General features: G+C 66.1%; 8 protein-coding genes. 5 read left to right on the forward strand and 3 right to left on the reverse strand.

Annotated elements, in window-relative coordinates; all coding sequences use genetic code 11:
• Window positions 1–175 precede the first annotated feature (175 nt).
• Window positions 176–1513, reverse strand: coding sequence for an adenylate/guanylate cyclase domain-containing protein (locus VE759_RS19765; protein WP_324935577.1), 1338 nt, complete (start codon window positions 1511–1513; stop codon window positions 176–178).
• A gap of 126 nt (window positions 1514–1639) precedes the next feature.
• Here VE759_RS19765 and VE759_RS19770 point away from each other — a divergent pair, with 126 nt between their 5' ends.
• Window positions 1640–1804: a hypothetical protein gene (locus VE759_RS19770; protein WP_324935579.1), complete on the forward strand. Its 165-nt coding sequence runs from the start codon at window positions 1640–1642 to the stop codon at window positions 1802–1804.
• Window positions 1805–1995: 191 nt separating this feature from the next.
• The gene (fadD32, locus tag VE759_RS19775) at window positions 1996–3912 is read left to right on the forward strand and encodes a long-chain-fatty-acid--AMP ligase FadD32 (protein ID WP_324935581.1); all 1917 of its coding nucleotides are present in this window, start codon (window positions 1996–1998) and stop codon (window positions 3910–3912) included.
• A gap of 178 nt (window positions 3913–4090) precedes the next feature.
• Here fadD32 and VE759_RS19780 read toward each other — a convergent pair whose 3' ends face one another.
• On the reverse strand, window positions 4091–4750 hold the full coding sequence (locus VE759_RS19780) for a class I SAM-dependent methyltransferase (RefSeq protein WP_324935583.1): 660 nt from the start codon (window positions 4748–4750) through the stop codon (window positions 4091–4093).
• An 80-nt stretch (window positions 4751–4830) separates the two neighbouring features.
• Window positions 4831–5871 (reverse strand): alpha/beta fold hydrolase, encoded by a 1041-nt coding sequence (locus VE759_RS19785; RefSeq protein ID WP_324935585.1) that lies wholly within the window; start codon window positions 5869–5871, stop codon window positions 4831–4833.
• A gap of 215 nt (window positions 5872–6086) precedes the next feature.
• Here VE759_RS19785 and VE759_RS19790 point away from each other — a divergent pair, with 215 nt between their 5' ends.
• From VE759_RS19790 to VE759_RS19800, 3 genes are all read left to right on the forward strand, one after another.
• Window positions 6087–8669 carry a SpoIIE family protein phosphatase gene (locus VE759_RS19790; protein ID WP_324935587.1) on the forward strand — a complete coding sequence of 861 codons (2583 nt, stop codon included), beginning with the start codon at window positions 6087–6089 and terminating at the stop codon, window positions 8667–8669.
• Window positions 8669–8989 carry an STAS domain-containing protein gene (locus tag VE759_RS19795; RefSeq protein WP_324935589.1) on the forward strand — a complete coding sequence of 107 codons (321 nt, stop codon included), beginning with the start codon at window positions 8669–8671 and terminating at the stop codon, window positions 8987–8989. The genes VE759_RS19790 and VE759_RS19795 overlap by 1 nt, the downstream gene beginning before the upstream one ends.
• A 229-nt stretch (window positions 8990–9218) precedes the next feature.
• Window positions 9219–10112, forward strand: a complete 894-nt coding sequence (locus VE759_RS19800) for a cyclopropane mycolic acid synthase family methyltransferase (protein ID WP_324935591.1) — start codon at window positions 9219–9221, stop codon at window positions 10110–10112.
• The last annotated feature ends 9 nt before the right edge of the window (window positions 10113–10121 follow it).

A 10121-nucleotide genomic window follows, 5' to 3' on the forward strand; every position in this document is an offset into this window, starting at 1 on the left:
TGGGGCCCTGTCGGCGACGCCGGGCCAAGGGGAAGGAACCGGATCTCAGACTTCAGCATCGCCACGAGCCTACGACGGCCTCCTGAGCCGCCAAAGGACGGCGCGAGACGCAGCTCGCTGTAGCCGGGGGATCTCGTCCACCTACCGCCGCCGCTAGACCAGTAGCCCGACCGCGTCAACCCTCGACCGCGAACAGGCCCCACTTGCCCGCCACACCCCTGAGGGTGTGCTCGCCGCGAGCGGCAAAGCTGAGGCCCGACCCGGCGACCAGGTCGACGACGATGCGCGAGACGAGCACCTCGCCCGCTCGGGCCGCTGCTGCCACGCGCGCGGCGATGTGGACGGCGATGCCACTGATGTCGTCGCCGCGCAGCTCGACCTCGCCCGTGTGCACGCCCGCCCGCACCTCGAGGCCCAGGCTCCGCAGCACGTCGCGGATCGCCGTGGCGCACCGGATCGCGCGGGCGGGTCCGTCGAACCGGGCGAGGAAGCCGTCGCCCGTCGTGTTGACCTCACGGCCGCGGAAGCGCTCGAGTTGACGCCGCACCTGGGCGTCGTGCCTGCCGAGCAGCTCCTTCCATCGCTCGTCGCCGAGCTCGACCGCTCGCTTTGTGGAGTCGACGATGTCGGTGAACAGCACAGTGGCCAGGACGCGCTCGACCGCAGGCAGCGGGCGGACGCCGGTGAGGAACTCCTCGATCTCGTCGAGCAAGGTGTCGACGTCGCCCGTGAAGAACAGGTGGTCAGCGCCGTCGAGCTCAACGAACTTGGCCCCGGGGATGCGGTCGGCGAGGTAGCGACCCATCTCGAGCCTGACCATCCGGTCGTCCCGCCGGTGGAGCACGAGCGTCGGCACCTGGATCGCGGGCAGCACGTCGCGGATGTCCAGCTGTGGATAGAGCGCGAAGATGTTGCGGACCATGCCCGGGCTCGCGGCCACGCGCTGCAGGCGCGCCCACCACTGCCGCAGGTCGGCGTCGCCTCGCCGGCTCGGAGCCCATCCACCGAGTCCGACGCCCTCACCCCAGCCCTTGGTGCTCAGCTCGACCAACGCCGACAGCTGCTCCTCGGTGACGCCGAGCGGGTAGTCGGGCGCTCGGAGCAGGCGGGTGAACGTGCCGTATAGGACGAGCGCCTTCACGCGGTCGGGATGGCTGGCCGTCATCAGCATCGCCATCGCGCCACCCTCCGAAATGCCCACGACGTCGGCGCGTTCACACCCGGCCGCGTCCATGACGGCGCGCAGGTCGTCGACGGACTCTTCCAACGTCGGCGCGTGCATCGCCGGATCCGAGAGGCCAGTGCCCCGCTTGTCGAAGGTGACGACGCGCCGGAAGGACGCGAGCCGCGAATAGAAGTGGACGACCGACGGCTCGGCCCACATGATGTCGAGGTGCGAGATGAAGCCGGGCGCGACGACGAGGTCGGGCCCGTCTCCGATCACCGAGAAGGCGATGTTCAGGTCGCCGCTCTTGGCATAGTGGATGTCCGGCGCCCTGCCCCCGACGTTCATGGTCGAACCTTACGCCGCGTGGGCCACGCGAAGGCGCGCCGAACGCTCCGCCAACTGCACGAACGCGGCGCCGACCGCGGTGAATCCGGGGTAACGCCACACCGAGGTCCTCACGCCGATCGCGGCGTGGTTTCGACCGAGCTCGACGTCTTCATCACGATCTACAACCGCCACCGCCCACACCGCGTCGGCGCCGCCACCGGCGAGCTGCTGCGCGAGCTAACCGTCGATCCCACTAGGGATTACCAACCCACCGGCGCACCCTGTCAAGTTCCCCCGGTACCCGGTTGACGAATGAGTTTCCAGTCCACACGTCGTATGAGGGCTGAGGCTAGCGGCCGGCTATGAAGCGGGGTAGATCGGTGATGGGCGTTGTAGCGAGCAAGCGGCTCGCTCGATACAATTTGCGAGCTTTCGGGTTGGCCCGGATCAGGGCAAAGAGGGCGGCTAGGGCCGCCGATTATGCGCGACGGGAGAACTGCATGGGAATACCCAACCCGTTCATCGATCGGAAGACGGGGCGGATCAAGTTCCCGGACAGCATCAGCGGTGTTCGCCATGTGGAGCGGTGGGCTCAGTCGCGCGGGACTCACCTGGCGTACCGCTTTCTTGATTTCTCCACCGAACGCGACGGGGTCTACCAGGATCTGACCTGGTCTGATTTCAGTGCCCGTAACCGTGCCGTCGGCGCCCGGCTGCAGCAGGTGACCAAGCCCGGCGACCGCGTCGCGATCCTGGCACCGCAAGGCCTGGATTACCTGGTCGCGTTCTACGGCGCGATATACGCCGGCACCATCGCGGTGCCACTCTTCGATCCCGCGGAACCCGGGCACATCGGTCGCCTGCACGCGGTGCTCGAGGACTGCAAGCCAAACGCGGTCCTGACCACGACCGGGTCCGCCGAAGGGGTCCGCAAGTTCTTCCGCAGCCGTCCCATCCAAGAGCGGCCACGGGTGATCGCTGTGGACGCGGTGCCCGATGAGGTCGCCTCGAGCTGGACCGAGGTGCCCGCGGACCCCGACGCCATCGCCTACCTGCAGTACACCTCGGGTTCGACTCGCGCACCGGCCGGTGTGCAGATCACCCATCTGGGCGTGGGGACCAACCTGGTCCAACTCATCACCGCGCTTCAAGTCGAAGAGGGCCAGCGCGGTGTGACGTGGCTGCCGCTGTTTCACGACATGGGCCTGATCACGGCAATGGTGCCGTCGGTGGTCGGACGCTGCATCACGATCATGAGTCCCGCCGCGTTCGTGCGCCGGCCCATCCGCTGGATGCGGGAGCTGGCGGTGATGGGCGACGACCGCGGTCCGAGCTTCTCTGCCGCGCCCAACTTCGCATTCGAGCACGCCGCGCTGCGCGGACTGCCCAAGGAGGATGAACCCGAACTCGACCTGAGCAACGTGTATGCCATTCTCAACGGCAGCGAACCGATCTCAACTGCCTCGATGGACAAGTTCAACGAGGCGTTCGCCCCCTACGGGCTGCCGAGCACGGCCATCAAACCGTCCTATGGCATGGCTGAGGCGACGCTATTCGTCTCCACCACCGATATGAAGCAGACCGCGACCACCATCCATGTCGACCGCGAAGAGTTAAGCAATGCCAAGCTCGTCGAGGTGTCCGCCGATGCGCCCAACGCGGTACCTCAGGTGTCGTGCGGCAAGATCGGCCTGGACCAATGGGCGGTGATCGTCGACCCCGACACCGCCACCGAGCTGGCCGACGGCCAGGTCGGCGAGATCTGGCTATCCGGCAACAACCTTGGGTCCGGCTACTGGAATCGCCGGCAGGAAACCCAGGAGACCTTCAAGAACATCCTGAAGTCGCGGACCAACCCGTCGCACGCCGAAGGTGTTCCCGAGGATGGGCTGTGGATGCGCACCGGCGACCTCGGCGCGCTCCTTGACGGCGAGTTCTACGTCACCGGCCGGATCAAAGACCTGGTCATCATCGACGGGCGCAACCACTACCCGCAAGACCTTGAGTACACCGCCCAGGAGGCAACCCGCGCAGTCCGCACCGGCTTTGTCGCGGCCTTCGCGGTACCGGCCAATCAGATGCCCAAGGTGGCGTTCGAAAACCTGGATTCGGGGCTGAAATACGACCCTGAGGACAACTCCGAGGTGCTGGTGATCGTGGGCGAGCGGGCCCCCGGAGCGCACAAGACCAGCGCACAAGCCATCGCCGAGGACATACGCGCCGCGATCGCGGTGCGCCACGGCGTGACCGTGCGCGATGTGCTACTGGTGTCGGCCGGGTCGATTCCGCGCACCTCCAGCGGCAAAATCGGGCACCGTGCCTGCCGGGACGCCTACATCGACGGCAGCCTGCGCGGAGGCTACGCACAGGTGGACGGATTCCCACGACCGGACGCAACGACGACCGCCCAACGTTAGTCATCTACATTCGCCAGCGGCCGTCGGAGCCAAAGACTTACTCTCTGCGCACGCTGACTCAGCCCTGCGGCGGGGGTGCGAGAGTCACCGGTACCCAGCAGAGTGAAGTTCGCATCACGCCGACTATGCGGCGCAAGCCGGTCGTTTCTTCTCGGGCTCCGGCCGAGGACCGTCCAGATCACCGAGTCGCCCGCCCGACAATGAGCGGATGGACGATCGCCGGCATGCCGCGCCACACGACGTCGTCGGCTGCGACAGCGAAGCCGCAGGCGCGCATCAGCTCCACGGTCGGGCGGTTGCAGAGGCAGCCACCTGCGAAGCGGCGCCATGGTTGGAGCAGGTTGTCCTGGCACGCCGCAAGGAACCGCGAGCTCGCACGCACATGTTCGATGAACAGCAACTGCCCATCCGGGCGGAGCACGCGTGCGATCTCGCGGAGCGCGCGTTCGGGGTCGTCGACGGTGCAAAGGACCAGCGTCGAAATTACGGTGTCCACGGACGCATCGGCCAGCGGTAGGCGCTCCGCAGGCGCGTCGACGATCCGCGCGACGCGCGCATGCTGCTGCAGACGACGCCCGAGTCTTCGACGCATCCCAGCCTCGGGCTCCATGAGCATGAGTTCGGCGATCCCGTCGGGATAGTGCGGTATGTTCAGCCCGGTCCCGGCGCCGATCTCGACGACGCGCCCGCGGGCGCCACCCAGGAGCGTGCTCCGCCGGCGGCGCATGCCTGCGATCTCGCCAAGCCAGAGAAACGGGTCGTAAACCAGGGCGAGAATCCGCAGCCACGCCGCAGACGGCGGGCTCGCCTGGAGTTCGGTGGTGGCGATGTCTGTCATGCCGCGAACGTATGAGCGGCCGGATGGTGCGCGCATCGCTCGGCGCGGCCATCTTGCACCGATGGCCCGTTCCGGCTACTTCACAGAAGTCCGAGACGCGCGGCCTCCGCGACGGCGGCCGTCCGTGAGGTGCGACCCAGCTTGCGGCGAATGTTCGCGACGTGGCGGTGAACCGTATGCCGGCTCAGCACGAGCTGCCCTGCGATCTCGCGATCGCTGAGACCGCAAGCGACGCAGGCGAGGATCTCGCGCTCACGACTGGACAGCAGGGCCGGCTCCGGCTCGTTCGCACGCGGCGACGGCTGCACCGGCGCCAGCGCTTCGCGGCACGCGCGGACGACGGAATCGACGTCACCGTGCCAGGGGAAGTGCGCGCTCCCGTGCAACGGGATAAACGTCGCGCCTGGAATCGCGGCCGCGACCTCACGCCCGAGCCGGTACGGCACGGCGCGGTCGTCGCGACGGTGCACGACCAGCGCCGGCCGGCGGATGAGGGGAAGGTGCGCGCGTACGTCGAGGCGATAGACGTGACTCAACAAGGCGGCAGCGATCTCGGCGGTCGCCGCCTCCCGCTGGAACCGGGCGAAGCGTTCGTGTTCCGCAGAGTCGGCACCACCGAGGAAGATGTCGCTGAGCAGGCGCGAGCCGAGTCCCCAATGCGCGCGCACCGCCGCCAAGATCGCGTCCGCCACGCCCGGAGCCGCAATCGCCGCGCCATCGGCGTACGACCCGTACAGCACCAGGCGCTCGACCCGCTCCGGAAACGCCGCGGCAAATGCGATTGCGGTGCAGCTCCCAGATGAGCCGCCGATCAGCGACAGCCGTTCGAGCTCGAGCTCGTCGACGAGCGCGCGCAGCGTCGCGACTTCCCCCTCGAGGGTCAGATCCGAGTCTCGCACGGTGCGGTCGGACATGCCGACGCCGAGCCGGTCGTAGCGAATCAGTGCGTATCCGTCCGCGACTCCTCCCCAGAATCGCCGAAAGCCCGGGCTCTGCCAGTCAAGTTCGAGGTGGCTCACCCACCACGCCGGAGCGACGAGCGGTGGACCATCCCCGTGCATCTCGTACGCCACGCGGCGGCCGCTAAGGGGAAGGAACCGGATCTCCGACTTCTCCAACATCGCCACGAGCCTACGACGGCCGGTGGTACGGCGGCGATGGTGTTTCAGCAGGTTCTCGACGACGAGATCCGTCGGCAGCTCGCATTCGAACGCGTTCGTGCGTGAGCGCGTGGACGTCGACGCGCCTGCAGCGGCCGATTTTTTCGCGGTTCGTGGTGACGTAGAAGTGCTGGCGCAAGCAGATCCCAACGAAAGAAGGCACGAACCTAAGGAATATGTTCGTATCTGTGGACAGCGGCGGGGGTGAATACGGGTTCACTTGGCAAGGCCGGCGGGAGCCAGTGAGCCGAATGCATGAACAGCTTGACGAGCTGGTGGCTGCCCGCGACCAGATGGAACAACTGGTACGGGTCATCGTCGAGATCAGTTCCGATCTGGACCTGGATGTGACGCTGCGTCGAATCGTCAATGCGGCGATGGAGTTGACCGGTGCCCGGTACGGAGCGCTCGGGATACGCGCCTCCGATGGCACCCTGGTTTCTTTCGTCCACGCGGGAATCGACGACGACACAGCGCGGCGGCTCGGCGATCTGCCGGTAGGTGAGGGCCTCCGCGTCGATGATTTGAGCGCTCATCTACACGCCACCGCACTGCACGACGACGACCCGCCGATGCGGGCAGTCCTCGGAATACCGATCACCGTGCGGGCAGCTCACTTTGGGAACCTTTACCTGGCGGACGACCGGCCGGGCCGAGTGTTTTCGGACTCCCAGGAGGGCGCCGTGCGGGCATTGGCCACGGCGGCGGCGGCGGCGATCGACAACGCGCGACTCTTCGAGCGGGAGCGTGAATCGGCGAAGTGGACCAAGGCCAGTCGAGAGATCACGACGGCACTGCTGTCCGCCGACCCACAGACAGGGCCATTGCAGCTCATTGTGAACCGAGCGCTGGAGTTAGCCGATGCTGAGCAGGCGATATTGCTGATCCCGCGGGAGCCCGATCTGCCCGCCGATGAAGTCGACAGTCTCGTCGTGGCCGCTACGGCTGGGCGGTACGCCTCACAGGTGATCGGTCAGCAGGTTCCGATGGACGGCTCCACTACGGGCGGTGTCGCGCGTCGCGGCATGCCGTTGATTACAGAGTCCTTTCAATATCCGATCGAGGGGTTCACCGATCTTGGCGAACGTTCGGCGATCGTCATGCCGCTGATTGCGGACGACACTGTGCTTGGTGTGATTGCTGTGGCACGCCATCCGCGGCAGCCGCCATTCGACAACGATTACCTCGACCTCGTCAGTGACTTCGCGCGGCACGCTGCTATTGCGTTGGCGCTGGCGGCGGGTCGCGAACATGCGCTCAACCAAGAACTCGCCAAAGCGGACACCGTCGATGACGCAGTTCACGCCGCGGCTCAGGAATTCCGTCGGCTATGGCGTGCGCGCCGCGTTCTGGCCGTCACATTCCCGGCCCATAGTCCCTCGGCTGAAGATGCCTATGGTGCGCCGCAGGTAGTGTCGGTCGGCGAGCCGGCGCAATGGGTAGATCTGCCTTTGGATACCCGACAGATGCTCAGCTCCTTGCGCGAGGGCGAACTACTCACCCCCAATACAACCAAGCCCGGGACGGCGGCCATTGCGCTGCAGCATCCCCTAGGTGTGCTCGTCGTCTGGATGGATCTGCCCAAGCAACGGCCGTTCACCCTCGAGGACCAGACCTTGCTAACCGTGCTGGCAGGCCGACTGGGCCAGGGCCTGCAGCGGGTGCATCAAGTTGACCAGCAACGCGAAACCGCTCTGGCGCTGCAACACGCAATCCTCGGCCCTGCTGATCTACCGCGCGGCTTCGTCGTGCGGTATCAGGCGGCCAGCCGGCCCCTACAGGTGGGCGGCGACTGGTACGACGTAGTCGAGCTCGAGGACGGCCGTATCGCGTTGGTCGTCGGCGACTGTGTCGGCCATGGCCTCGCCGCCGCCACCGTGATGGGGCAGGTGCGCAGCGCTTGCCGGGCGCTGCTGTTCGACAACCCCAGCCCGGGCGCCGCTCTCGCGGGAATGGACCGCTTCGCGGCGCGGCTGCCCGGCGCCCAATGCACCACCGCCGTCTGCGCCGTGGTCAACCCCAATACCGGTGAACTGGTGTACTCCAGTGCCGGGCACCCGCCACCAATTCTGGTCCACGCCGACGGCACCACCCAGCTGCTCGACGAAGGCCACACCATTCCATTGGGAATACGGTCCGACTGGTCCCGTCCAGAAGCCCGCATTATCGTGCCAGCGCGCGCCACCTTGCTGCTCTACACCGACGGGCTGGTCGAACGTCGCCGAACCGCGCTCGACCACGGCGTCTCCCGCGTCGCCGCCCTCCTCCAGGACGGCCGCGCCTCCACCCTGGATGATCTGGCGAACCAGATCATGTCCCGTCTCGCGCCAAGTGGCGGCTACCAGGACGACGTTGTCCTGCTGCTCTACCGTCATCCCGCCCCGTTGGAGCTGAAGTTTCCCGCCGACGTAAGCCAGCTCGCCACCACCCGCACCGCCTTGCGGACATGGTTGACCCGAGGCGGAGTGGACCCGAATCAGACTCTTAACGTGCTCATCGCGGCCGGAGAAGCCGTCGCCAACGCCATCGAGCACGGTCACCGCCACAACCCGAATGGCACAGTTACCCTGAGCGCGACCGCACTGGTAGACCAGCTGGAGTTGACCATCATCGACACCGGCTCGTGGAAGCTTCCACAACCGGCTACCGACAGCCATCGCGGCCGTGGTCTGGCTCTCATGCGAAGCCTCATGCAAGATGTCACCATCAACCCCGACCCCACCGGAACCACAGTTCGCCTATCCGCCAGGCTTAGCTGATGCCCACACCGCTGACGCTCGACACCGCGCGCCGCAGCGACGGGAAAGTCGTGCTGAGCGCGGCGGGCGAAATAGATCTAAGCAACATAGGGAGATTCGACCAAGCCCTCACGACCGCCGTCGCCGAGGCCGCAAGCAGCGGCGGAACGCTTACTCTCGACCTCAGCGCTGTGGAGTACCTGGACAGCGCCGCCATTAACGCCTTGTTCGCCCGCGCCGACCACATCCAGCTGATCGCCCATCCCGTCCTGATGTCTGTCCTAACCATCAGCGGCCTAACGGAACTGGTCACCGTCGAACCGGCGCCGCCGGCGGCATGAAAACGGCCTCTGGAGGACTCTCCGAGGGCCATTTTGCCTGGTAGCGGGGACAGTGGGTGATTTCACGACATAGGCCAGTCAGACCTACCCTGACTTGGCACCACCTGCCACAGATGCGACAGCTAAAGTCGTCGCCCATCACGAACAGTTCGAGCCGGCCTTCGGTGTTTGGCGCGATCGGTGTCTTTCTGGGCTTGTGACGATGCGGGCCTGTGCATAGTCTCGCGCCATGACCTCGGTGGCTGCGGGTGGGGACAAGACTGGTCTGAGACCGGATTTCGAGAATGTCCAGGCTCACTACGACCTGTCCGATGAGTTCTTTCGGCTCTTCCTCGATCCGACCCAGACCTACAGCTGCGCCTACTTCGAGCGCGACGACATGACTCTGGAGCAGGCTCAGATCGCCAAGATGGACCTGGCATTGGGCAAGCTAGGGCTGCAGCCTGGCATGACGCTGCTCGACATCGGTTGCGGCTGGGGTGCCACGCTGCGGCGTGCCGTGGAGAAGTACGACGTCAACGTCGTCGGCCTGACCTTGAGCAAAAACCAGGCCATCGCCGTTGACAAGGTGTTCCGCGCGATGGACAGCACGCGCAGCCGGCGGGTGTTCTTGGCGGGCTGGGAGGAGTTTCACGAACCGGTCGACCGGATCGTGTCGATCGGTGCGTTCGAACACTTCGGCAAAGCTCGCTACGACGACTTTTTCACCATGGCCCACTCCGTGCTGCCCCCCGATGGCGTGATGCTGCTGCATACGATCGTCAGAGCCAGCCTCGAAGAGGTCCAGAGGCGGGGGCTGAAGCTACCGGCGAAACTGCTGAAGTTCATCTTGTTCATCATGGATGAGATCTTTCCCGGCGGGGAGCTGCCCTTGGTCGCCCAAGTTCAGCAACACGCAATCAAAGCCGGTTTCCAGGTGGCCCGCGTCCAGCCGCTCCAGCCCCACTACGCCCGAACACTGGACATCTGGGCGGCAACGCTGCAGAGCCACCGAGAGCAGGCCATTGCGGTTCAATCCGAAGAGGTCTACCAGCGCTACATGAAGTACCTAACCGGCTGCGCCGACCTATTCCGTGACGGCTACACCGACGTATGCCAGTTCACATTGGTAAAAAACGGCTGACGACTGCGG

The sequence above is a fragment of the Mycobacterium sp. genome, assembly GCF_035640695.1.
Lineage (GTDB): Bacteria > Actinomycetota > Actinomycetes > Mycobacteriales > Mycobacteriaceae > Mycobacterium.